Here is a 21,853-nt window from a genome sequence, read left to right as displayed (position 1 = left end):
TCAAGCATCGGACGCCTCCGGCCGGTGACCTGTCCCCACGCCCGGCTCGAAGACGGCCAGGGAGAACCTCGCCGGCTCCGTGCCCGGATTGGCGTAAGAGTGTGCCACGTCGCCCGGGAACGTCACCGCATCGCCCTCATCGAGGGTGAGCAATTGACCTGCGACCTCCACCGTGACCGTGCCCTGCTGGACCTGCAAAAGCTCCTTGGTCCCCGACGTGTGGGCCTCGCTCACATGACGGTCGCCGGGACCCAGCGTCCAGTCCCACAGTTCAACCACGTCCGGCGGTTCGGTGCCGGCCACCAACACCCCGCGGCCGCCGTACTCACCGCTCCACAAAGCAGCGCCCTCACCACGGCGCGTGACCTTCACCGGCTTCGGTCGAGGTGGCTCGACCAACGCCGGCAGCCCCACACCCAGCGCGTCGCTGATCCTCAGCAGAGTTCCCACGCTGGGATTCGCGGCACCCTGCTCCACGTTGACGACCATCCTGCGGCTTACCCCTGCAGACTCCGCAAGCTGATCAAGCGTCCAGCCCCGCGACTGCCTCTCCTGCTTAACTCGGGCGCCGATTGCCAGCGCCAAGCTCGTTGTACTCTCATCCATAAGTGCATCATACTGCACTTATAGTGCACTCGACTACTGTCCGTCGTTCGGCCCCCATCAAAGACTGACCGAAAGGCCCTCTTGAGCTTCTACGTCGCTCCTCGTACCGCCAACCAGGACCGAACCGTGCAGGATTCTTGTCGACGACCGCCAGTGAGAAACACGGCAGCGACCGTATCCGCTGCCGTCTTGGCAAACAACACCATTCAAGACACCCCGTCGTGTCTGGAGGATTGAAGGAACCGACAGCGTGCTGGCCCGCCTCGTGTCGTGGAAATATGTCTCACCGTAATTCGTCTCAGGCGGGTGCTGGCCGGGGGTTTCTGAGGCACAATAGCCGGCGGGACATCTCGGGTATACGCGTGTGAGTACGTCGGGCCAGGACGCCGGCCCTCACGGCTGTGATGTTCGCGCTGGCATGCCATCGTTGAGTCGCCTCAGAGTCGATCGCGGACCTCACTGCGCGGATTCCTTATGTCTCGGGGGGAGCTCAATGTTTCTGGGGGAGCGAATGCAGTTCGAGTCCCACCTCGGGCACGTGTTTTCCCTGTTCAGGGGCTTGTGAGCGTATGACTGTGTACAAATCTCCTTTATGGGCCCTTGCGGGGGCCCATTTTTGTTGGTGGCCGTTGCTGCTGCCGGGTGGTTCCTCTCTTGGCGACGACCAGGGCGCCGCCGGCCCGGACAGCGCCCAGGGCTTCGTTCAATCCCAGCCGATCCTTGTTTCTGCCGGCCGCGCGCCGTGGTCACCATTGGTCAGGCCCTTGGGGGTCGCCCAGCCCCGTAAGCGCCTTGCGCGGCGTTGCCAGGTCCTGTTCGTTGGTGCAGACCCGGACGCAGCCAATGATCTGCGCGGGTGCAACTGTCGGGATTGTCCACCCTGAGCGGGACAGTTTGCGGCCGGGGTATGCGCGATTCCAGGCTCCAGTATCTGCATCGGATTTTCTCGCAGCGCCAGTGCGGGCGGATGGTGTTGCGGTGGGGGACCGGCGTATGCGTCGCAGTGCGTCACATTGTGGCGCTACGGCGGATACCATCGGAGGGTGAAGGCATACCGCCGGCGCAAGAGACGAGCCTTTCTGCATCGGCGTGCGTCCCCGGCAGCCAAAGACCGGAAGGCCGCCAGGCGCCGGCCGGCCGCCAAGGGGCTGTCGCAGGGGGAGGTGGCTACGCGGGTCGAGCGCGGGCTTACCAACCGCGTGCCGGACACCACTAGCCGGAGCCTGTGGCAGATCTTCCGGGCCAACGTCTTCACGCTCTTCAACGCAATCGTCGGCACGAGCTTCCTGCTGCTGTTGTTCCTGGGGCAATGGCGGGATGCCCTGTTCGGCCTCGCCGCTGTCAGCAATGCCGTGATCGGCGTCGTCGAGGAATACAGGGCGAAAAAGTCCTTGGACCGGCTGGCTGTCCTCAACGCCCCCCTCGCGCGGGTCTTGCGCGAGGGGCAGATCCACGACATCGCCACGGCCGACGTCGTAAAAGATGACCTCCTGGTGTTGCGGGCCGGGGATCAGGTCACTGCCGACGCTGCCGTACTGGAGTCGTCCGGCCTCGAGGTGGACGAATCGCTTCTCACGGGCGAAGCAGACCCGGTGGGTAAGGATGCGGGGACGGAAGTACTCTCCGGATCGATCGTCGTGGCCGGCCACGGCAACGCCCAGGTTGTCCGGGTCGGAGCGGCGTCGTTCGCGAGCCGGCTGACGGCAGATGCGCGACGCTTCTCACTGGTGAACTCCGAGATCCGCAACAGCCTCAACCGTGTAATGCGCTGGATCGCCTGGATCCTGCTGCCCGTTGCCCTCATCGTGCTCAACGGCGAGATCCAGGCGCGCGGCGGCTGGCAGTCCGCCATTTCCACCGGTGCCTGGACCCCCGCACTCGTGGGACTCATTGCCAGCATGATCGCGATCGTCCCGCTGGGACTAGTGCTGCTGACGAGCGTGGCCTTCGCCGTGGGCGGACTCCGGCTGGCTAAACACAACGTACTGATCCAGGAACTCGCCGCTGTCGAGGGACTGGCACGCGTAGACGTACTGTGCATGGACAAGACCGGAACTCTCACAGAAGGAGGACTGGTCTTCGACGCGGTTCACCCGCTGGCGCCGCAACCGGGATGGGAGCAGGCCCTCGCATGGTTTGGCGCCGAACCCGAGGCAAACGCCACGGCACGCTGCCTGAGCACGGCCTTTGAGGATGACGGCGGCCTTCAACCCGTCCGGTCCGTGCCGTTCTCCTCCGCCCGGAAGTGGAGCGGAGTCAGCTTCAACGGGAGCGCCCGCGGTGCGGGCACCTGGATTCTCGGAGCACCGGAAATGATGCTTGTGCAGGGCGACGACGCAGCCGCACGTCTGAAGCCGTCGACCCCGGCGCCCGACGGCGCAGTACCGCGCCAGAGCGACGTCTTGCGCCAGGCCGGCGAACTGGCCGCATCGGGGCTGCGGACCCTGCTCCTGGCCGGCGCGGATCAGTTGCCAGCCAATGGGAAGGTGGAGCAGCTGCCGGCGTCGCTCCACCCTGTGGCGCTGCTGACCTTCCGGGAAAAGCCGCGCTCCGATGCCCGGGAGACCCTCAAGTTCTTCCGGACCGAAGGGGTCGGGTTGAAGATCATTTCCGGCGACGATCCCCGCACCGTTGCCGCCATTGCCCGCAGGGTTGGTTTGGAAGTCACGGAGGGCTTCGACGCACGCTCACTGCCGGAGGACCCGCTGCATCTGGAGGAGGTGATGGAATCAAACACGGTGTTTGGCCGAGTGACGCCGGCCCAGAAGAGGGCGATGGTCGAGGCGCTCCAGCGCCGGGGACATACTGTGGCCATGACCGGCGACGGCGTCAACGACGCCCTCGCGCTCAAGACGGCCGACCTTGGCATCGCCATGGACTCCGCGGCGCCCGCCACCAAGGCAGTCGCGCGCCTGGTGTTGCTCGACGGCCGCTTCGACCGGCTTCCCGGAGTCCTCGCTGAGGGCCGGCAGGTCATCGCCAATATTGAGCGGGTCTCCAGCCTCTTCCTCAGCAAAACGGTCTATGCGACCGCCATCGCGGTGACCTTCGGGCTCCTGCAGTGGACGTTTCCGTTTCTTCCCCGCCAGCTATCCTTCACGGACGGCCTGACGATCGGAATCCCGGCCTTCTTCTTGGCGCTCATGCCGAACCCGCGCCGCTATCAGCCCGGATTTCTGCGCCGGTCCCTATGGTTCTCCGTCCCTGCCGGACTGATCGTCACGGCTTCCCTGCTCACACTGAACGCATTCGCGCCGCTGGCCGGCGCGGCCACGTCCGAACAAGTCAGCAGCGCCTCTGTGCTGACGCTGTCCATGGTCGGACTGTGGATCTTATCGGCCGTGTCGCGCCCCCTCAACGCGGCGCGCCTGGCCGTGGTGTTGGCCATGAGCGCCTCCCTGCTGGTCTCGCTCAACCTCCCGCTCGTGCAGGAATTCTTCCTGCTTTCCCGGCCACCCGGCGGGTTGTTGCTCGCGGCCGTGGCGTGCGGGGCCGCCGGGGGCCTCGGAGTCGAGGTCCTGGCCCGGGTCCACGCCCGGGCCTTCCCGCAACAAGGTCCGGTGGTGAAGAGCGGTTAAATGGGCTCATCAGTTATTAGCGTGAGGCGGGACACTGGGGTCCATTATCGGTACTGGCGCCATAGTCCAGAATATGATTCGTGAGTAATGGTCGGGATGTCCCCGGTCAGCGCAGACAATCTAGGGGATACGAACTTCATGTCCGAACAAACCGGACGCCGCTCCAGGCGCGGCTATACGCCCGTTGACCCCGCCAAGTTCATCCCAATCCACCGTCCCAGTAACGCATCGCTGCGCGGAGCAGTAGTCACCGGGTTCGTTCTGTGGATCGGGGTTGGAGCAATTTCCGCGGGATTGCTGGCCTCCTGGTTCAGCACTGAATTGCCTATCTTTCTAACCGCTGCAGTGTTCGGTGCAACCCTTGTCACGGTTTTGGGCGTCCGACACACGACGTGGCTAGGCCGGCGCCGACGGGAAGATTTCGTCCGTTGCGGCGGTGACCCGGCCGGAATGACCGACTTGATGTTCGGATTCATGCGTGGATTCCGGACCCCCAAGGGGGAGTGGGAAGTTCCCGAGCAGGCCTCCGGCGACTACCAGGGCACCTGACCATCCCAGGGCTCAGGAAGATCCCGGTAAGGTGAGACTCTTCGTCGAGCCCGCACACGACTGCGCCAAGGCGACGCCCTGGTCGTCTGAACGCTCGCCCAACGCACGGCAGCGCGGTGGGGTTCGGCGGAACCATCCGGGAACCGCAGTCCGAACACGGCGGTTCAACATGAGCGCGTCTAAGACTCCGAGCCGAGGTCGACGCGTCCGGACAGGAGAGGCTACGTGGGCGGAACGAGCCTGAAGGCGTATCGGGTCTCCGAGCCACCGCTTCCTGGGTTCATCTTGAAATCGACTCTGTCGGCGCCTGCTCCCAGCTGCACTGTCGTTTTGAAGATGTTCCCATTGCAATGGACCTGCACCGGGGCGACGACTTCGACACCGGACCAACTGGCCACCGACAGTTCGGTCCCGGAGGGTCCTTCACACAAGAACTGCAATTCGTAAGTGCCGGATTTGGCGGACATTCCGAAGCTGGTCGGGGAATTCGAAGCAGCGGAGCCGGCCAGCTCTCCCGGCACTGCGGGTTTCAGTTGCTTTGATGACCATTCGCCCATGTCCTGTTGCGCTGAAGCCATGGGGTCAGTGTTGGGCCCTATCGCAACTCCGGCGGCTGCGGGCCTGCCGGTCGACGGGATCGCGCTGATCGTGATGGGACCGCCCGCGTGCCTGAGGAATCGCTGGAATGTGGCGTCGCAGTCAACGTCTGTTGACAGCGGAAGCCCATCGCCCTCAACGATCGTCAGCTTGGCGAAGTAGCCGCCGGCACACGCGGCCGTGACGACATAGTCCCCGGGAGCAAGTACAGTGGCCAATTTCCCGGCAGGCTCTGCTTCCGTTGGCATACCAGCGGCCGTTACGGATGCACCAAGCAAACGGGCCACGTCACCAACGTTTTCCTCAAATGACCGGGGCGGCACCGTTGCCCCTTTGGACGATGAGCTAACTGTCTGCTCAGGCGGGTCACTGTACGTACAACCCGCCAGCGCAAGGACGAGTCCGGCCAAAACAAGCAGTACTCTTCCGCGCTGAGTCTGCATCCCCCAATGAGCTGACATGTTCTGAGCCTACAACCCCGCATTTGGGTGACTGGGGGAGAGGGGTCGATCGGAAGCTGCCGCGAGCATACTCGTCGGGCCGAAGAGTATCCAGCCGACGGACACGAGGATCACCCCGGCGAGAAAACCGGTGCGTTGTGTGTCCGAGCCATTCAATCCCCCAAGAATTGTGAACCCCTAGACTAGCCGTGGCACACCTACCGACGGCGATGTATCACGATCATTGGCTTCCCCGGGTTCGTGCCTGGCACGCGGGATCCATGCGGCAGCTGGGGTGGCTTCTGGCACCCGCAGCCGTTCCTGCCATAGCGCCGGGTCTTATCGCAGCGCCCGCTGAGGGATCGGCTTACGGGCACGCTTCGTGGCGCAACGAGCCTCCACCGAACTCCCTGGCTCACTACTTCCATAAAGGTACTGCTCCTCATGGGAGCATGTACTCATGAATCGACGCATCATGGGTCTAGGGGTCGTTTTTTTCGTGCTCTACTTTGTACTCGGACTCGTCGTGGGTGGGCTCGTCCTGCTGTGGAGCTTCCACTACCAGTGGTGGGTTTTCGTCCTGCTGATCCTGGTCCCAGCGCTTTTATCCTGGGCTACTCTTGCCCTGCTGGAAGGCCGGCGTAAGACCCCGTCCACGTAGAGCACGAACGGGAGTACTTGCCGACCAGCTGCTCATTGACAGGTCGGCACCCCTAGCTGGGAGCCAGATCCGCGAGTCGAGGGCGGCGGACCTTGGTTACATCCTGGTCGCGGAGAGACCGAGACCACGCGTGAACGACTCTTATGGGGCAGACCGTGGAACGGGCAAACGGACTGCTCTGGGTCTGCGTGGGGCGGGTGGGGCACTTGCAGGGCCTGAGCGAAGCGGAAGGAATCCTAATCGGGCAAGAGGGCGGTCCGGGCGCCGTCGATATACTCGCTGGATGCGGATCCGTCCAATAGATCTGGTCGACGTGCTGGTCTATCTCGTGGTGCTGGGTGTGTTCATCCAGCTGTTTCCCGACGTCATATCCGAAACATTCCTGTTGGCGCTCTTGACGGCGATCCTGCTGAAGGTCGTCCTTGAAGTCGTGCTGTGGGCGAAGAAGAAAATCGTTGCGCGGATCCGGTCGGCCGATACTCGGCGGGTTCGAATTGTCAGCGCGTTCACCCTGTTGCTGGTGCTGCCGGGGAGCAAGTTCATGGTGCTCGGACTGGTTGACCTGGTATTCGGCGACGCTGTCCGTCTCGGTGGCTTCTTTCAAGTGACTGCAGTGATCATCGTTCTCATGCTCGCGCGAGGCGGCGTGCGACGGGTGTTCAGACGGGCCGACGAGAGCGCATCAGCTTAATCGAGGCCATCAAGACGTGCGCGCGTGGGTCGTCTGAATTCAGGTGTGTGATGCCCAGATCGCCTGGAGTGCGCTCTTCACTTCTTGGGGGCGGCACGTGGCTGCGATGCTTTGAACTGGGCAATTTGGGAATGTGTACTTTGTCCACACTTCGGCCTTCGAACCGGGCCGGATTCCGCATGTCCGGGGAGTCCAGTGTGTGCGGGGGAGGGAATGCAGTTCGAGTCCCACCTCGGGCGCTGTGTTTCCCCTCGTTCGAGGGGGGTGGGTCATCCGGGTCTCCTTTCCGAGTTGTTTTGGTGGCTGTGGTTGGCCTAATACCTATTCATGCCGTGGGGTCCTACTGACGACATGACCTGCGGGGATTTCTTGAAGATGTTTTTCTCCGGAATGCGGGCTTACCGGTGGCGTGGGGGAAGGCTGGTTCCCGTTTGTCCGGCCAAGAGGGGTGTGTACGTTGTCCACACCGGAGTGAGTTTCCTGCCGTTGCTGCTTTGTGGCTCGCTCCTTGCCTGCTTCCCACGAGACGGGCAGGAAGACCCCCGGAAACCCAGGGATCTTCCTGCCTCAACTCACGCAACTTCAGGTAAGGGGTTTGCTGGGTGCAGCGGACCCATCCGAGGTGCCTCTGGCGCAGGCAGTGCTGTCACACCGTGGGGGCGATGTTCTGGTTCAACCGGAATAGATTGGTGGAGTCGTATTCGTTTTTCAGTTCCACGAGCCGCCGGTATGTATCCGCCGGGTACGACGCCCGGACGAGCGCCGTATTCGCTTCACCTGTGAAATTCACGTAGGCCGTCACATCCGGACCGAGCGCAGACGTCACGCCCCGGGCCCATTCGACGACATCCGCGAAGCCTTCCGCTGTCGGCGTGCGCGCAACAACATTGACGATGAATTCCTGGTCGCGGAGTGCGAAGGCCGTTGCTTCGGCAGGAACCCGGCCGACCGCGCCGCCAAGGTGGTGCAGGTGAATCTGCGTCATGGCGCTGGGCAATGCCGCAAACGAGTCCAGCAGCACGCGCACGGACGCGTCGTCGGCGGCGCGCAGAAATGCCGAGCGGAAATAGTTGTGCACGCCCCGCGGGTACAGCGGATCGAGCGCCTGCTGCCATCCCGCGTACGGGTTGGCCGTGAACACATCGGCGATGACCGTGCCCAATGACCGGAAGGGTGCGGTGGCAGCCTCGCCGGCATCTAGATCGCCGGACCAGCACCCTCCCACAGCGATGACCGGCTTGCCGTGCACTGATTCTGGCAGGAACGGGACCGGCGGCGCCATGGTCATGTTGACCAGCGTGGTCAGCTCATCGGGGGCCGCCGCGCAGGCCGCCCGATAGCCGCGCAACACCTGCTCCGCTTCTTCTGCGGGGTAGAAAACCAGGCCGGAAAGGACCATGGGCCCCACTTCGTGCAATTGATACTCGAAGGACGTCACCACACCGAAATTGCCGCCGCCGCCGCGCAGCCCCCAGAACAGATCGGGGTGCTCATCGGCACTGGCGTGAATAAACTGCCCGTCAGCAGTGACGACGTCGGCGCCGACCAGGTTGTCGCTGGCCAGCCCGTGCTTGCGCACGAGCCAGCCGATGCCGCCGCCGGTGGTGAAGCCGGCGATGCCGGTTGAGGACACCAGGCCACCGGTCACCGCAAGCCCGAATTGCTGGGTCTCTGCATCCAGGTCCTTCCAGGTACACCCTGCCTGTGCCGCCACGCGGCGGCGGGCAGGGTCCACCTGGACCCCCTTCATCAGCGAAAGGTCCAGCACGATACCGTCGTCGACGGTGGAAAACCCGGGGATCGAATGTCCACCGCCGCGAACCGACAACGGCAACCCCTCGCTGCGCGCGAGATCGACCGTGCGGATCACGTCTGCCACACCCGCACAGCGTGCGATGAGCGTCGGGCGCCGGTCGTGGGCCCCGTTCCAGATGCTGCGTTCGTGGTCGTAGTCCGCGTCCCCTGGCCTGACGACCGTGCCGCGCAGCCCGGCGGCGAACTCGGCGATGGTGGCCTCGCCGATACGGGTCGGCCCAGTCTGCGTCGTTGTCACGATGCGTTCCTCCTGATTGCTGTTGGTTGGTCAGATCTATTTGTCAGATCCAGGAATCACGCTAGTGAACCGTACTCAACGAGCACTCAACGCCGTCTCAACATCATCATCCGGGTCCCGCCTACGCAGTGCGGCCAGCCGCTGACCGGCGATGAGGCATTTCGTTCGGTCGAAAATTTCCCCAGCCTTGTCAATTTCTCGGGCCGCCCGATGTGGGTCGCCGAGCTCGTTGGATAGCTCTGCCACCATCAACCGTTGCCAGCCAGTGTGTCGCCGCCATGGGGCGACTTTTTCCGCTGCCTGCCTGTACATTTCCCGCGCTGCCCGGACCTCCCCGGAGATCAGTTCGGCGGCACCGAGAATGGTCAGCGTGGCGCCCATTCCCACCTGATCTCCCGCGGACTCGAACCCTGAAAGGCAACGCCGAGCGTCTGTCAGGCCGCGGTCGATATCACCACCCATGGCGCGGAGCAGGGCGATATTAATCTCGGTCAGCAGCTCGCCGCGTCGGTCGCCCAGACCGAGCCGAAGCTCCCGCGCCAAGGACAGGGCCTCATCGGCCGCACTGTGGTCGCCACAGTCGCGCAGAATGCAGCCAAGTTGGTGGAGTGTTTGCGCCCTGGCCAGGTCATCTCCTAACTCGGCGAAATGTTCGGCTGCATCCGTGATGACGGATATCGCAGACTGCGTGTCTCTCGAAAGCCTGGCCGCGTAGCCGATCGCGGACAGCACGTAGCCTTTGGCTTGGATGACGCCGACCCGCCGGCCCAACAGCAGGGTTTCCTCGACGCAGGGCACCAACCGTCCGGCGATCGGGACCAGTTGCAGGCTGGGCGTGATCACCGGCAGGAAGGGTGGAGTGCTGGTCTCAGACTGCGCGAGTTCGCTCAGGCAGGTGTTTAGGTGACGGGCGGCGAGTGGTCCGTCCTCCCGGGACAACGCGCACTGGCCGAGCAGCCAACTGCTGGCTGCGCAATGTTCGGGTCTGCCACCCTCGACTGCCTCGGTGTGCACGTCGGCCGCCAGCTGTTCGGCCTCGTCCAGGTCGAAAGTGCTCCAGGCGAGCGAGGTCTCAATGAGCCGGGCCATCGTCACCTCGTCGGGGTTGCCGATCTCCCGCATAATTGCCAGGGCCTCCGCGCCGAGCGCCCGATGCCGATCGCCACGGCCCTGCCGGCTGTCCAGCCCGGTCAGGCCGATCAGGGCAGCCGCGCGCGGCCGGGTCGGGTCGGGAGCCACCGCCAAGGCACGCTCCACCCAACGTGCTCCCTCGACCGCGTGACCGCGGAGGAACCAGAACCGCCACAGGCTGGCCGCGAGCCGGAGCGCGGTCCCGGGCTCGTGGGCGCACGACCAGCGCAGCGCAGCGCGCAGGTTGTCGTGCTCGCGGTCGAGCAACTTCGGCTGTTCGATGACCACCCCGGTGGCCCGTTCGGGATTGTGGGATTCGGCGACGGCAAGGAAGTAGGCGCAATGCGCAGCCGCCAGTTGAGCCGCCTCACCTGCATGATCGAGATTCTCTTGGCCAAACTGGCGGACCGTCTCCAATTGCCGGTATCGGGTCCCGGCGCCCCTCCTTTCGGTGACCACCAAAGACTTGTCCACCAGCTTGGCCAACAGGTCGAGCAGTTCGACCTGCTGGAGGGGCGCGTCAGCGCAGACTGCTGCCACAGCGTCGAGGGTGAAACCACCCGCGAACACAGACAGCCGGCGCAGCAGAACCTGCTCCGGTTTGGTGAGCAGTTCGTGGCTCCATTCCAAGGTGCCACGCAGCGTCTGGTGCCGTGTGACGCCGCTGGTTCCCCCGCCGAGCATGGACAAAGCATCGCCCAATCCCTGGACGATCTCGGCGGGTTCGAGTACGGCCGTCCTGGCCGCGGCCAATTCGAGAGCCAGCGGCATCCCGTCGAGCCGTCGGCACAACTCTGTCACCCCCTGCGCGTTGTCGGCGTCGAGCGCGAAACCCGGCCGGACCTGCGCTGCCCGCTCAACGAAAAGCCGGACAGAGGGCAGACGGCCCAGCACGGCCAGGTCCAGAGCGTCAGTCGGCAGGGGCGAGGGCAGGGGCAGGGGCAGGGGCAGGGGCAATGACGGCACCCGGTAGGTGTACTCCCCGTCGGCATGGAGTGGCTCCCGGCTGGTGGCCAGCACTTTAACCCCAGGGGATCCGTCAAGTAGCGCGACGACGAGTTGCGCACAGGCCGCGAGCAAGTGTTCGCAGTTGTCCAGCACGAGGAGCAGCGAGCGTCGCCGCAGTTGGTCGACCAGCGCTTGCACGCGGCTTGGTGCAGCGCCGGAATCCAACCCGAGGACCTCGGCTACGGCATCGGCCACCAGCAGCGACTCCCCAACGGCCGCGAGGTCAACGAACCAGACTCCGTCCACGTACTCAGGACGAACTGTCTTCGCGGCCTCCAAGGCCAGTCTGGTCTTGCCGCTGCCGCCAGCCCCGGTGAGGGTGAGCAGGCGAGCATGGCCCATCAGCCGCTCGACGTCAACGAGCTCACGCTCGCGCCCGATGAAGCTCGTCAACGGGGATGGCAGATAGCCGATGGCATCGTCTTTGCCGGTCACTCCGGCGGGCTCGTGGAGGCGTTCCTCGGGCGGCGAGCCGGTCAACAATTCGCGAAACAGTTCCACCGTCCGGGTGTCCGGGTCGGTCCCGAACGCGTCGAGGAGTTCGTCGACCAGCCGCTCATATCGTGCCAATGCTTCCGACCGCCGGCCCATCCCAGCCAGCACCACCATCTGCGCGCGCACGGCTCCCTCGTGGACGGGATCGGATTCGAGCGCATGGGTGAGGATGACCAACGCTTCCTCCGGTGCGCGTTGCGCCACCGTGGACGCCAGTTTCACCAGTACCTCGCGATGGATTTCCCGGAGCTCATCGCGGCGTGTCGTCAGCCAGTCCGCATCCGGCAGTTCCGGCAGAAGATCACCAGTGTACAAGTCGGCCGCATCGCGCAGGCCGGCCTCGACACCTGCAGCCAACGCTGCCACGGCCGAACGCTCGAACTGCAGGACATCGACATCGACCGGGCCAGTGTCATCCAGCACGACCACTTCACCGCGGATGGCGAGCAGCCCGTCGTTGCCGGCTCCAGCGCTAGCGAGCGCACGGCGAGCGACGTACAGGGTCTGATGCAGATTCCGTGCGGCGGCCACCGGCTCCATGTCAGGCCACAGGCGGTCCAGTACCTGCTCGCGACGGTTACGCTGACCACGCGCCAGCGCCAGCATTGCCACCACGGCCTTTGCCTTCTGCAGCCGCCAGTGGCTGTTCTCGACGGCGTTCCCGTTGACGTACACGATGAACGAGCCGAGAAGCTGGATGCGCAACCCGCTTTGGGTAGGCTTCATGGTTCTTCAGTATCCGCCCGCCAACCGGGGTTGTCGAACAACGAAATTTCCACACGCGCGCTGCCTTGGCGCACTCTGTGAGCGCCCCATCAGACAACTCATGACAACGGCACCGCAGGTCACTGCCCGGGGTGTGGCACGTCGGGGGCCCGCTTACGGGAGGCTTCGCTGCCGTTTTACGGGGCACCTCTTTGCGGAACGCCTGAGCCGTTAGCCAGGGTTGCCGGCTGCCGGTATCGGTTCATCTTTTAGGCCGGGCGGGCGCTAGTTGAAAGGCTGCTTTCGTTTGGTCCGTGTTCTGTGAGTTGCTGAAGTTCGCGGAGAATCTCCAACTGCTGGCGGTTAATGTCCATCAGGAGATCGATCTCTTCCTTGGACTTCAGGTTCGTAGTGTAGTCATGCTGGGCCATGGCCCCTGCGATGGCATCCTGGCGTTTGGCGGCGATGAGCAGAATTGCTCCTTGCAGACCGGCCAGCATGGACAGAAAGAGGTTAAGAAGGATGTAGGGGTACGGATCCCAGGCATGGGTCGCCAGCGCCCAGGTGTTTACGGCGGCCCAGACCAGCATGAAGGCGATGAAACCTCCCACGAAAGGCCAGCTCCCCATCCCGTTTCGCATGAGGTCCGCGGCCTGCTGCCCGCGGGTGAGGGAAGCCTTGTGCTTGTCGTGCCAGGTGTTCGGTTCTCCGGTCATCCTCCACCCTAACCAGACCCGACGGCTGGGACCTGCTTCTCCGTTAGTCTGCGCCATGAGTCCTAGCCCTCCGGTGCCGTCGGATCTCCCGGCACCTGCCCCGTGGCGGTGACTCCGGGACTGGTGCTCAGCTGCCGGGACGAAATGGAGGGAATGCAGTTCGAGTCCTACCTCGGGATGGCTCGCTTTTGGTGCTCTTCGCTCATGCCCCGGTGGCTGTGGAGCATAAGTCTGAGTTGGGCGTTCGTGCCGCCTTCAATCCGGTTGGTAGTGGAGGCCATCTCGAGTCCGGTGAACTCGTGGTTCTGCCGCTACGTATCACCTTCCCCGGATGAGGCCCACGCCCGCGTTACGGGTAGACAATGGTCGGACTTGCGTGCGGCAGGGTTCCCTGCCGCATTTCATTTCGGAAAGGGGCCTCCAGTGTCCAGACCACACCCGATCCTCGCCGGATCGATCGCAGCCGGGGCAGCCATCGTACTGCTCACGGGTTGCGGCACGTCCAGCCCCGGCACCAGTGTCAGCAGCGCCAGAGCGGAGAAGAACGTTTCGCAGGCCTGCGCTGCTGCCAGTGCCTTCGCCGGATCCCTGACAAATTTCAAACAGACACTTAAACCTGGTGCCACGATAGAACAGATCAAATCGGCACGGGAACAGGTCGCGAAGACCTACGACGACCTGGTCAAGGCCAGCCAGGATGTAGCCAAAGACGAAATGGACGCAGTTAAGACGGCCGAAAACAAGTTCGACGCAGCCGTCAGAGCCGTCCCGGATGATGCCACCCTTACTCAGGCGGCCGCCTCCCTGCGGGACGACGCCGCCAACGTCCAGGCCGCGGTCAGTGACCTCCAAACGGCGACTAAATGCTGACCTCAAGGCCCCTCCGGGCAGGTCTGCAGCTAGCCTCAGTCCTGCCCGGCTGCATTCCCTACCCACTCCGCTCCTACAGAAAGCAGGGAAGTTGACACGAGTTTCTGGGAAAACTTTTGGGATATTTTCTGGTGGTTCTTCCTCGTTTACGCGTTCATCGCCTTCCTCTGGGCGTTGTTCGCCGTCATCGGCGACTTGTTCCGCGACGACATGCTGAGCGGTTGGTGGAAAGCCGTCTGGATCCTCTTCCTGGTCTTCGTGCCCTTGTTGGGTGTGCTGGTCTACGTGATTGCCCGCGGTAAGGGCATGACGGAGCGGTCCATGGCACGGGCCCAGGAGAACCGGGAGGCCTCGGATGCTTACATCCGCAGCGTCGCTGCACCGAGTCCGAGCGACGAGATCTCCAAAGCCACGGCTCTTCGGGACTCCGGAACAATCAGCGCTGATGAATTCGAAAGAATCAAGACCAAGGCTCTGGTCTGAGAGCGCCATCGACCCAGCACCGCGTGGCAGCAGATGCAATGACCATGGACGAGGTGGTGTCTTAGTCCTCGACCAGGGTGCGGTGTCCTTCTGCGCAACCTCCAGACTGTCGCTCCATGCCATTGGGCGGCACGGTGGCCGGTTGCCAGCCGTCGAGGGCGTTCCCGCAGGCGGTTCGGACCGGCCGAGGCTGCGAGGCATAACCCGATCAGTGGACTCTCTGGCTGCCCACAGGAAGCCGGGCTACTATCCGGCTGTCACTCCGTTTAGAAAAGGAGAACCCCTTGTCTGAAGAATCAGTAGGGAGCGTCGTGCTGGTGATGCACGATCTGCCGGCCGCGGAGGGCTGCGGTGTCATGGCCGTCCAGAACGCGGCGCTGTCCCTTGCCGGCGCTATCGGCCGTGGAGCCTGCCGATGCCTGGCTGGTCGCGTCGGCAGTCCGGTCCCGCGGCCAATGCCTTGGGTTGCGGGCTGATGTCTACAGACCAGGTGCCCACAACCCGGCGCCCTCTCGGCCAGGGTCACAGCATGGCCAGGCACTCGGTCGGTGCCGAGACACTGATCAAAGCCCGAAGCTCCACCGTCTGGGACGTCATCACCGATGCACGGAACTTCACCGTCTGGGAATCCGGCATCACGCACATCAGGGGCGAGTTGCGCAACGGTGGCACCATCAGAATCCGAACCCACACCGGAGGGGAGCGCACCTTCCGGCTGCGCGTCCAGCAGATGCCCGGCGAGGTGATGACCTGGACCCAGGGCCTGCCTCTGGGCCTGCTCACCGGGGTGCGCACCTTCACGCTTGAACCGCTGGGCGGCATGACGCACCTGCTCGTAAGAGAAGAGTTCACTGGCCCGCTTTGCGGGCTGCTGCTCCGGGAGTTTGCGTCCGACACGCAGCAGGCTTTCACCGATTACGTTAGCGCGGTCAGGAAACGCGCCGAAATCCTCGGCCGACACGTTCGAACCACGGGATCATGAGCGCCATCGGAGAAGCGCGCAGCGTCCAAGAGCGCCCGACGCCGCCCGAGCGTGCTCTGGGCCATACTCCCCGACGGAGCACTAGTGGCGCTCTGAGGTTACGACACCGGTTGTCTGCAGAACACGTTCAGAAAAGCCACGGATCCACCCCCGCGGGCCCTTGTTGGGTCGGCCCTATCGGTTTAGTGTGGGGCCCGTCGGGCAGTGTGCGCATGGATGCACGCTGGATGGGGACCGGACGGGATCATCCAGCACGCCTTCGGTGCCTTAAAAGCGAAGGAACGTAATGGCGATGATGGCTGAACCGGAAATCCACCCGCCGCCCCCTTTGGCCGGCCGGGGCCTCTATCTGCTGGACGACCACGAGGTCGTGAGACGGGGCCTGCGCCATCTGCTGGAGTCCGAAGGTCTCAGCATCGCCGGAGAATCAGGATCCGCGCACCGGGCGTTCCGGCGAATCCCTGCCCTCCGCCCGGAGCTGGTCATCCTTGACGATGATCTCCCGGACGGTTCAGGTGCCGACGTATGCCGGGCCATCGCTGCGGCGGACCCGACCATCCGGTGCCTCCTGATGACCGGAGATGCCAACGAAGTCGTGCTGATCGACTCGATTCTGGCCGGCGCATGGGGGTGCCTGTCCAAACAGGACGGCAGCTGCGAACAGCTCAGGCTCATCCGCCGTGCCCTGGCCGGGCACACCGCGTACAGCGGCCGGTTCCGGACCGCGCTCGTTACCCCGCTCGTCGGGCACGCAACCCAGTCCCTGGATAGGAGACTCCTGACCCTTACGAGACAGGAAATGAATACCGCCATCCGACTGGGGAGAGGGCTGACCAACCGCCAGATCAGCCAGGAAATGTCGCTGGCGGAAAAGACCGTGAAGAATCTGACCTCAACCATTCTGAGGAAACTCGGCATGGCGAGCAGGACGCAGGCCGCCGTGTTCATCACCAGGGCGCTGAATTCTTCTAACGACCCTGCCGACGGCGGATACCGGTTTAGCCCATCCCCGGCTCTGATCGCGGAGGTCACGGCAGCGCTGCTGACCTGCACCAGCGAGTCCTGCACCGTGCCACCCACAGACGAAGTGCGGGCAAGGGACGTCCGGCGGCTTACCGACGCACTCCTGGCGACCCGGACCGATCGGATGGGACCCCACCTGCTGCCCGGCCGGACTTAAGAACCCGGAATGCCGCGAACCGCGCGCCCGGCTCCAGCACACAGAAGATTCGGCGGGTTTGCGGGGTGCTGAGGGCAACGCCTAACTGGAAGTCCGGCGTCTAAAATCATTTGCCTGGAACCGCACGGTGCCCCCTCGTCCGCTGAGAGAGTCCGGCTGCGCATTCAGTGCAGCAGCGGTGGCCGTTCTTCTGCCGGTCCACGACCCCAGGCAATTGGTGGACACCGGGCGTTGGCGCGAGCACTTGATTGCGTCAGTGAGACAGCAGTACGCCGACCTGTGTCCGGATGTCCTGAACAATCTCGTCGATGCTCAATGCGGCATTCACGGTCGCTGCCATGCTGAGGAACATGATGGCGCTGACGATGCGGGCCGTCGTAGCGGCATCGTGCGCACGAGCCGGCTCCTGCCTGACCAGGACGGCAGCGATGGCCTCCTCGGTCTCCGCGACGATGGAGAGGGCCTCAGCGTGACGGGGCTCCGTGGGATCACCGAAGACCATTTCCCGCAGGTACGTGCGTCCGTTGTCGACCTGGACGCGGTTGCATTCCACGATCCGCCGTACGATTGCCAGCACCGCATCGAGGATATCCGGGGTGGTTTCGGCATCAGCCCGACCTTGCTGAAGCGCTTCGGCGTAGTGTGCGTTCTGCACCAGGAGGAGGAGTTCGCCTTTGGTCTTCGCGTAAAGGAACAGGGTCCCGGTGCCTATGTCCGCCTTGTCGGCGATCTGCTGGGTCGTGACATCCTCGATGCCGTGCTCGGCCAGCAGCTCGCTTGCCGCGGCCGTGATGCGGTCCAGCTTCTGCTGCTTGTTCCGCTCGCGCCGTCCGACCGGCTGGGAGGCGAGAGACATGGTAATGGATCCTCCGGAATAGATTCTGACTGCACTCAGTTATGAGTGTAGTCACTACTGTGTGGGTTCGAATGTTCCTTCGTTCATTCTCCCACGCACGGGCCGAACCCCAGTGTTCCGCCCCGGCAGAGTGGTGGCGCTATTACCCCGCGACGCAAAGGACCGCACACATGACTTCCTCCCTCTGGCAACCCTTCACCCTCGGCAATGTGGAGCTGCCGCACCGGCTCGCGCTGGCCCCGCTGACCCGGAGCCGCGCAAACCCTGATGGCACCCCCGGGGAACTGGCCGCGGAGTACTACGGCCAACGCGCCTCGCTCGGGCTGATCATCACCGAGGGCACGCAGCCGTCCGAGGATGGCCAGGGCTATCTGAACACCCCCGGCATCTACACTCCTGAACACATCGAGGGATGGCGAAAGATCGCCGACACGGTGCATGCACGCGGCGGGGCCCTGTTCATCCAACTGATGCACGTCGGCCGGATGTCGCACCCGGATAACACCCCGCACCACCGTCAGCCCGTGGGCCCGTCGGCGATCTCGTCCGAGCAGGACATGTTCACTCCAACGGGCCCGCAGAAGACGCCGGTGCCGCGTGAGCTGACTGCCGAAGACATCCAGGCCACCATCGCCGGGTTCCGCCACGCCGCAGCCTCCGCTATCGCAGCGGGAGCGGACGGCGTGGAGATCCACAGCGCAAACGGGTACCTGCTCCACCAGTTCCTCTCGCCAAACTCGAACCACCGCACGGACGAATACGGCGGATCCGTGGAGAACCGGTCCCGGTTCGTCGTCGCGGTCGCCCGCGCGGTGGCCGAGGAGATCGGGGCAGACCGGACCGGCATCCGCATCTCACCGGCGTTCCCGCTGGGCGGAATCAATGAAGGGGACCCCGCCGACGTCCGGACACAGTACCGCCACCTGGTCGGCGAACTCGCCACACTGGACCTTGCGTACCTGCACGTACACCACCTCGGTGACGACGAACTGCTGCGGTCCTTCCGCGACGCGTGGCCTGCGGCCATCCTCGTCGTCCGCTATGGGCGCGACCGCGAGCAGATTGCCGACGACATCAACGCCGGGCTCGCGGACATCGCGCCGCTGGGCCGCTTCGCCCTGGCGAACCCCGACATTGTTAAGCGCCTGCGCACCGGTGCGCCACTGAACGAGGTGGACCCGGCAACCCTGTATGGCGGCGGCGCGGCCGGGTACACCGACTATCCGGCCTTGGCGCACGCCTAATCGTCTGCCGCAGGTCGCACGCCACCGACTTTACCTACCCCGTACCGATCAGAAAGAAGAAACAGCCATGCCCTCACTCAACGGAGCAGTCGTCCTCGTCACCGGAGCCAACGGCGGAATCGGCACGCAGTTCGTGCACGAAGCACTCGCCCGGGGAGCTGCAAAGGTTTATGCCTCCGCCCGCACCCCCCGCACTTGGAACGACGAGCGCATCGTTCCGCTCGCCTTGGACGTCACCGACTCCGCCTCCATCCAGGCGGCGGTCGAGGCGGCACCGGATGTGACCGTGCTGATCAACAACGCCGGCGCGTCGGTCTCCAGTGCCGGGATCCTCACCCACACGGACGAGGAGATCCGCAGGAACGTCGAGACGAACTTTCTCGGGCCCCTCTTCGTCGCCCGCGCGTTCGCCCCGGTCTTGTCGGTGAAGGACGGAGCGATGATCATCGACATCCACTCGGCCCTGAGCTGGTACGCCGTCGCCGGCATCTACAGCGCGACCAAAGCCGCCCTCTGGTCCGCGACTAACTCCCTCCGCCTCGAACTCGCCCCCGCCGGCGTGCACGTCGTCGGCGTCCATGTCGCATACGTCGACACCGCGATGGCCGCGCATGCCACCGACCCGAAGCTCGACCCGGCCGTGCTGGTGCGCACCGTGTTCGACGCCACCGAGGCAGGGCAGTACGAGGTCCTCGCCGACGACACGTCTGTCCAGCTCAAGGCCGGACTCAGCGCACCGCTCGAAGCGGTCTACCCGCAGTTGGCGGCGACGAACGCATAAGGGAACAACCGGTGCCACCGCGTTCACCAAAAGTGAGCGCGGTGGCACCACTCCCGCCCGAATCGATCGCCTGGTGCCTTGGCCTTCACGTCACATGCCGGGATAGTCACGCCAATGGCTGTGCCCGCCCGTATTCACGGACGGGCACAGCCACAGTGACTCTCTGCTCTGCTAGCGGGATCTTGTCAGGTACGTGCTGGTCAGTGGGCGAGGAATTCTACGGCGACGGGGGAGAACCTGTCGTGGAACTGGAAGATTCCGCCGTGGCCCGAATCGGGGTAGATGATCAGCTCGGATCCCTTGATGCGCCGGTGCAGGTCCCCGGACAGGACCGACGGCACCATGCGGTCGTTGTCGCCGTTGGCGATGAGGGTGGGGTGGGTGAGCCTTGACAGGTCCGACGGCGCGGAGCGGCCGAACTTCCGGATTGCCTTCAGCTGAGTCTGGAAGGCTTTGGTGCTGATCGGCTTGTCGCGGTCGACAGTGCGCTCCTGCAAGCGCTTGATGAACGCCTTCGCGGCCGGCTTGCCGGTCGCGTTGCGGTTAAAGAACAGGAACTCCTTCGGGTCCGAGCGCGTCAGGGTCGCGCGGAGGACGTCCCAGTAGGTGGTGCCGACGACCTCGTCGATGTCCTTGCCGCCTTGCGGCCCGGTACCAGCCAGCACGAGCTTGCGGACGAGGTCGGGATGCTTGAGGACCAGGTCCTGGGCGATCATGCCGCCCATTGAGAAGGAGAAGACGTCGACCTGGTCGAACCCGAGGGCCTTGATGAAGGTGTAGGCGTCGTCGGCCATCGCCTCGACGTTGTCGGGCACCTGCCCGGTGGAGGCGCCGACACCGCGCTGGTCGAAGGTGATGACGTGGCGGTTCTTCGCGATGGGCTCGATGATGCGCGGGTCCCAGTTGTCCAGGGTCGCGGCAAGGTGCACGAAGAATACGACGGGGATGCCGGTCTTGGGCCCCAGCTCGCGGTAGGCGTAGGTGACGCCACCTGAAGTGATGGAGCGTGTGGCGGCCTTCGCGTACGAGGTGACGACAGAGCCGTTCGGGGTGTCAAAGCTGCTCATGCTGGTAGTCCTCCTGGGTGGTCTGTGAGGTGAATGGCTGCCAGCGGCTCAGGAGGGAAGGGTGACGACGGCTTTGCCGCGGAGGCCGCCCTTGGCCAGCGACTCGAGCGCCTGTGGGGTCTGGGCGAAGTCGTAGACCCGTCCAACGACCGGGCGCAGCACGCCGTCGTCAACCAGGGCGGTGATCTGGCGCAGCTGGTCGCCGCTGGCACGCATGAAGAGGAACTCGTAGCTGACGCCGAGCTTCTTCGCCTGCCGCCGGATCCTGCTGCTGAGCCCCGCGATCGCCAGGCGCAGCACAGGGTTAAGGCCGGCTTTGCGCGCGAATGCCGGGTCCGGCGGGCCGGCGATTCCGATCGCCTTCCCGCCGGGCTTGAGGATGCGCAGTGACTTGACGAGGTTCTCCCCGCCGAGGCTGTCGAGCACCAGATCGTACCCGGTGAGGAGCTGTTCGAAGTCCTGCGTACGGTAGTCGATCACAGTGTCCGCGCCGAGATCGCGCACGAAGTCGGCGTTGGAGGCACTGGCGGTGGTCGCGACGGTGGCGCCGAGGTGCTTGGCGAGTTGGATCGCGATCGACCCGACCCCGCCGGCCCCGGCGTGAATGAGGACTTTCTGCCCCGGACGTACGTTGCCTTGCTCAACGAGGGCCTGCCACGCCGTAAGTGCAACCAGCGGTAGTGAGCCGGCCTCCTCCATGCTGATCGATGCGGGTTTCAGTGCCAGATCGGCCTCGGTGATGGCGATGCGTTCGGCGAACGTGCCGATGCGGTCTTTGTCGGGGCGGGCGTAGACCTCGTCACCGGGTTTGAAGCCGCACACCTCTGCCCCGACACGGATGACTGTGCCGGCGGCATCGTTGCCAAGGATCTGCTGCAGCTTGTACGGGAGGATCTGCTTGAACTCACCCAGGCGGATCTTTTCGTCCAATTGGTTGAGGCCAGCTGCCTGGACCTGGACCAGCACATCGCGGTCGCCGACGGTCGGCTCAGGGACGTCTGCTGCGCGAAGCGGCTCCTTGTACTTGGTGACGACGAATGCCCTCATGGCGTGCTGCTCCTCTATGACGTACGGTTTGGTTAAACATGAGCCTACTCAATTTTGAGTTGACTCAGAAATATTGTCAAGTGAACCGTTGGGTGCGCGCGTTCATTTGAATG

Annotated in this window: 17 protein-coding genes; 9 read left to right on the top strand and 8 right to left on the bottom strand. The window is 64.4% G+C overall.

Annotated elements, in window-relative coordinates; genetic code table 11:
• Positions 1–606 carry a helix-turn-helix domain-containing protein gene (locus AC1DGD_RS15565; protein WP_476857410.1) on the bottom strand — a complete coding sequence of 202 codons (606 nt, stop codon included), beginning with the start codon at positions 604–606 and terminating at the stop codon, positions 1–3.
• Between the two features lie 1,163 nt (positions 607–1,769).
• Here AC1DGD_RS15565 and AC1DGD_RS15560 point away from each other — a divergent pair.
• Positions 1,770–4,184, top strand: coding sequence for an HAD-IC family P-type ATPase (locus tag AC1DGD_RS15560; RefSeq protein ID WP_476857409.1), 2,415 nt, complete (start codon positions 1,770–1,772; stop codon positions 4,182–4,184).
• 770 nt (positions 4,185–4,954) lie between these two features.
• Here the strand turns inward: AC1DGD_RS15560 and AC1DGD_RS15555 are convergent.
• On the bottom strand, positions 4,955–5,311 hold the full coding sequence (locus tag AC1DGD_RS15555; protein WP_476857408.1) for a hypothetical protein: 357 nt from the start codon (positions 5,309–5,311) through the stop codon (positions 4,955–4,957).
• 919 nt (positions 5,312–6,230) lie between these two features.
• On the opposite strand from AC1DGD_RS15555, the gene AC1DGD_RS15550 reads away from it, so the two are divergent.
• Together AC1DGD_RS15550 and AC1DGD_RS15545 are read left to right on the top strand one after the other, a co-directional pair.
• A complete protein-coding gene (locus tag AC1DGD_RS15550; protein ID WP_476857407.1) occupies positions 6,231–6,431 on the top strand; it encodes a hypothetical protein in 201 nt (66 codons plus the stop codon).
• 283 nt (positions 6,432–6,714) lie between these two features.
• Entirely contained in the window at positions 6,715–7,122 is a 408-nt protein-coding gene (locus AC1DGD_RS15545) for a hypothetical protein (RefSeq protein WP_476857406.1), read from the top strand.
• A gap of 646 nt (positions 7,123–7,768) precedes the next feature.
• Here AC1DGD_RS15545 and AC1DGD_RS15540 read toward each other — a convergent pair.
• The 3 genes from AC1DGD_RS15540 to AC1DGD_RS15530 all read right to left on the bottom strand — a co-directional run bounded on the left by AC1DGD_RS15540 (position 7,769) and on the right by AC1DGD_RS15530 (position 13,230).
• Positions 7,769–9,175: an FAD-binding oxidoreductase gene (locus AC1DGD_RS15540; protein ID WP_476857405.1), complete on the bottom strand. Its 1,407-nt coding sequence runs from the start codon at positions 9,173–9,175 to the stop codon at positions 7,769–7,771.
• Between the two features lie 75 nt (positions 9,176–9,250).
• Positions 9,251–12,535: a BTAD domain-containing putative transcriptional regulator gene (locus tag AC1DGD_RS15535; protein WP_476857404.1), complete on the bottom strand. Its 3,285-nt coding sequence runs from the start codon at positions 12,533–12,535 to the stop codon at positions 9,251–9,253.
• Positions 12,536–12,783: 248 nt separating this feature from the next.
• Positions 12,784–13,230: a DUF1003 domain-containing protein gene (locus tag AC1DGD_RS15530; protein ID WP_476857403.1), complete on the bottom strand. Its 447-nt coding sequence runs from the start codon at positions 13,228–13,230 to the stop codon at positions 12,784–12,786.
• A 423-nt stretch (positions 13,231–13,653) separates the two neighbouring features.
• Between AC1DGD_RS15530 and AC1DGD_RS15525 the strand changes: the two genes are divergently transcribed.
• The 4 genes from AC1DGD_RS15525 (at position 13,654) to AC1DGD_RS15510 (ending at position 16,745) form a co-directional block, all read left to right on the top strand.
• A complete protein-coding gene (locus tag AC1DGD_RS15525) occupies positions 13,654–14,100 on the top strand; it encodes a hypothetical protein (RefSeq protein ID WP_476857402.1) in 447 nt (148 codons plus the stop codon).
• Between the two features lie 123 nt (positions 14,101–14,223).
• Positions 14,224–14,583, top strand: coding sequence for a PLDc N-terminal domain-containing protein (locus AC1DGD_RS15520; protein WP_476857419.1), 360 nt, complete (start codon positions 14,224–14,226; stop codon positions 14,581–14,583).
• A gap of 529 nt (positions 14,584–15,112) precedes the next feature.
• On the top strand, positions 15,113–15,565 hold the full coding sequence (locus AC1DGD_RS15515; protein WP_476857401.1) for an SRPBCC family protein: 453 nt from the start codon (positions 15,113–15,115) through the stop codon (positions 15,563–15,565).
• Between the two features lie 286 nt (positions 15,566–15,851).
• The gene (locus tag AC1DGD_RS15510; protein ID WP_476857400.1) at positions 15,852–16,745 is read left to right on the top strand and encodes a response regulator; all 894 of its coding nucleotides are present in this window, start codon (positions 15,852–15,854) and stop codon (positions 16,743–16,745) included.
• 253 nt (positions 16,746–16,998) lie between these two features.
• Here the strand turns inward: AC1DGD_RS15510 and AC1DGD_RS15505 are convergent, their stop codons facing one another.
• A complete protein-coding gene (locus tag AC1DGD_RS15505) occupies positions 16,999–17,601 on the bottom strand; it encodes a TetR/AcrR family transcriptional regulator (RefSeq protein WP_476857399.1) in 603 nt (200 codons plus the stop codon).
• Between the two features lie 170 nt (positions 17,602–17,771).
• On the opposite strand from AC1DGD_RS15505, the gene AC1DGD_RS15500 reads away from it, so the two are divergent.
• Entirely contained in the window at positions 17,772–18,845 is a 1,074-nt protein-coding gene (locus tag AC1DGD_RS15500) for an alkene reductase (protein ID WP_476857398.1), read from the top strand.
• A 67-nt stretch (positions 18,846–18,912) separates the two neighbouring features.
• Complete coding sequence (locus AC1DGD_RS15495; RefSeq protein WP_476857397.1) at positions 18,913–19,626, top strand: SDR family oxidoreductase; 714 nt, start codon at positions 18,913–18,915, stop codon at positions 19,624–19,626.
• 200 nt (positions 19,627–19,826) lie between these two features.
• Here AC1DGD_RS15495 and AC1DGD_RS15490 read toward each other — a convergent pair whose 3' ends face one another.
• Both AC1DGD_RS15490 and AC1DGD_RS15485 read right to left on the bottom strand, forming a co-directional pair.
• Positions 19,827–20,693: an alpha/beta fold hydrolase gene (locus tag AC1DGD_RS15490; RefSeq protein WP_476857396.1), complete on the bottom strand. Its 867-nt coding sequence runs from the start codon at positions 20,691–20,693 to the stop codon at positions 19,827–19,829.
• Positions 20,694–20,741: 48 nt separating this feature from the next.
• Positions 20,742–21,740: an NADP-dependent oxidoreductase gene (locus tag AC1DGD_RS15485; RefSeq protein WP_476857395.1), complete on the bottom strand. Its 999-nt coding sequence runs from the start codon at positions 21,738–21,740 to the stop codon at positions 20,742–20,744.
• Positions 21,741–21,853: the final 113 nt, after the last annotated feature.

Source organism: Arthrobacter sp. 05T45 (genome assembly GCF_056395875.1).
This window is presented reverse-complemented; position numbering and strand designations above follow the sequence as displayed.

Excerpts from the sequence above, each read along its gene's own strand:
- AC1DGD_RS15505 (WP_476857399.1), bottom strand. The coding sequence starts at position 17,601 with ATGTCTCTCGCCTCCCAGCCGGTCGGACGGCGCGAGCGGAACAAGCAG.
- AC1DGD_RS15530 (WP_476857403.1), bottom strand. The coding sequence starts at position 13,230 with ATGACCGGAGAACCGAACACCTGGCACGACAAGCACAAGGCTTCCCTC.
- AC1DGD_RS15495 (WP_476857397.1), top strand. The coding sequence starts at position 18,913 with ATGCCCTCACTCAACGGAGCAGTCGTCCTCGTCACCGGAGCCAACGGC.
- AC1DGD_RS15485 (WP_476857395.1), bottom strand. The coding sequence starts at position 21,740 with ATGAGGGCATTCGTCGTCACCAAGTACAAGGAGCCGCTTCGCGCAGCA.
- AC1DGD_RS15550 (WP_476857407.1), top strand. The coding sequence starts at position 6,231 with ATGAATCGACGCATCATGGGTCTAGGGGTCGTTTTTTTCGTGCTCTAC.
- AC1DGD_RS15500 (WP_476857398.1), top strand. The coding sequence starts at position 17,772 with ATGACTTCCTCCCTCTGGCAACCCTTCACCCTCGGCAATGTGGAGCTG.
- AC1DGD_RS15545 (WP_476857406.1), top strand. The coding sequence starts at position 6,715 with ATGCGGATCCGTCCAATAGATCTGGTCGACGTGCTGGTCTATCTCGTG.
- AC1DGD_RS15515 (WP_476857401.1), top strand. The coding sequence starts at position 15,113 with ATGGCCAGGCACTCGGTCGGTGCCGAGACACTGATCAAAGCCCGAAGC.
- AC1DGD_RS15535 (WP_476857404.1), bottom strand. The coding sequence starts at position 12,535 with ATGAAGCCTACCCAAAGCGGGTTGCGCATCCAGCTTCTCGGCTCGTTC.
- AC1DGD_RS15565 (WP_476857410.1), bottom strand. The coding sequence starts at position 606 with ATGGATGAGAGTACAACGAGCTTGGCGCTGGCAATCGGCGCCCGAGTT.
- AC1DGD_RS15490 (WP_476857396.1), bottom strand. The coding sequence starts at position 20,693 with ATGAGCAGCTTTGACACCCCGAACGGCTCTGTCGTCACCTCGTACGCG.
- AC1DGD_RS15555 (WP_476857408.1), bottom strand. The coding sequence starts at position 5,311 with ATGGCTTCAGCGCAACAGGACATGGGCGAATGGTCATCAAAGCAACTG.
- AC1DGD_RS15510 (WP_476857400.1), top strand. The coding sequence starts at position 15,852 with ATGGCGATGATGGCTGAACCGGAAATCCACCCGCCGCCCCCTTTGGCC.